The organism is Variovorax davisae (assembly GCF_030316845.1).
Taxonomy (GTDB): domain Bacteria; phylum Pseudomonadota; class Gammaproteobacteria; order Burkholderiales; family Burkholderiaceae_C; genus Variovorax; species Variovorax davisae.
In genome coordinates this window covers 1-1,229 of the sequence record NZ_JASZYS010000041.1, presented here as the reverse complement: position 1 = coordinate 1,229, position 1,229 = coordinate 1, and the positions used below count along the sequence as shown (strand labels likewise).

Below are 1,229 nucleotides of genomic sequence, written 5' to 3'. Positions count from 1 at the left end.
GACCTCGGGGATCGAGCAGATCAACCAGGCGATCACGCAGATGGACCAGGTGACGCAGCAGAACGCGGCGCTGGTGGAAGAGGCCGCGGCCGCGGCCGGCTCCCTGCAGGAGCAGGCATCGAGCCTGGTGAAGGCCGTGGGCGTCTTCAAGCTGGATGCGGCCACCGCCGGACGCAGCGAACCGGCCTTCGGCCGCCCCGCTGCCGTGGCGCCGATGGCCGTCCGCAGGACGTCCGCACCGACCATCGAAAAGAAGGGCGCCAGCGCGCCGCAGCTCGCCTCGGTCGCCAGTGCCGCAGGCGACTGGACCGAGTTCTGAACTGGAAACACATGAAATGGCCTCAAGGCCTCAACAGGGAAACAACATGAATGCGTTCTACAACCTCAGGATCGCGAGCAAGCTCCTGATCTCCTTCGTCGTCGTCCTCGCGCTGACCGTGTTCGTCGGCGTCTTCTCGGTGATGCAGCTGTCGAAGGTCAACCAGATGTCGACCGACATCACGACCAACTGGATGCCCGCCACGCGTGCGCTGCTCGAGATGAAGGGCCTGATGGCGCGCTATCGCTCGATGGAACTCCAGCACATCCTGTCGAGCAACGAGGCCGACATGGCTGGCTACGAGAAGTCGATGACCGACGCCTGGGGCGCCCTGCAGAAGAACCGCGGCGTCTACGAGAAGCTGATCTCCGAGCCGGAGGAAAAGAAGGTCTTCCCGGAATTCGTCAAGGCGATGGGCCAGTACGCACTGGCGCATGACAAGGTCATCGCCTTGTCCCGCGCCCAGAAGAACGAGGAGGCGGTCGCCATGATCCGCGGCGAATCGCTGCGCCTGAATCTCGAACTGAGCAAGATGCTCGACGCCCTGGCCGAGGTCAACGAGGCAGGTGCCACGAAGGCGGACGAGACCGGCGACGCGGTCTATCAGGATGCCCGGCTCTGGGTCATCGGCAGCCTGCTGAGCAGCGTGGTGCTGGGCCTGCTGCTCGCGCTCTGGATCGCCCGCATCGTCGCCAAGCCGCTGGCCGAAGCCGTGAAGGTGGCGCAGTCCGTGGCCGCCGGCGACCTGACCAGCCGCGTCGAAGCCCGCACGACGGACGAGACCGGCCAGCTGATGCATGCGCTCAAGGAGATGAACGACAGCCTGGTGAAGATCGTCGGCGAAGTCCGCACCGGCACCGACACGATCGCGACGGCCTCGGGCCAGATCGCCACCGGCAACCAGGATCTC

At 65.6% G+C, this 1,229-nt stretch carries 1 protein-coding gene and 1 pseudogene; both read left to right on the top strand.

The genetic code is table 11. The features are described 5' to 3' along the window. Positions 1-319: pseudogene (locus QTI33_RS35030) on the top strand (methyl-accepting chemotaxis protein); the annotation flags it as partial. Between the two features lie 46 nt (positions 320-365). Then, on the top strand, positions 366-1,229 hold an 864-nt coding region (locus QTI33_RS35025), incomplete at its 3' end, for an MCP four helix bundle domain-containing protein (protein WP_286511346.1).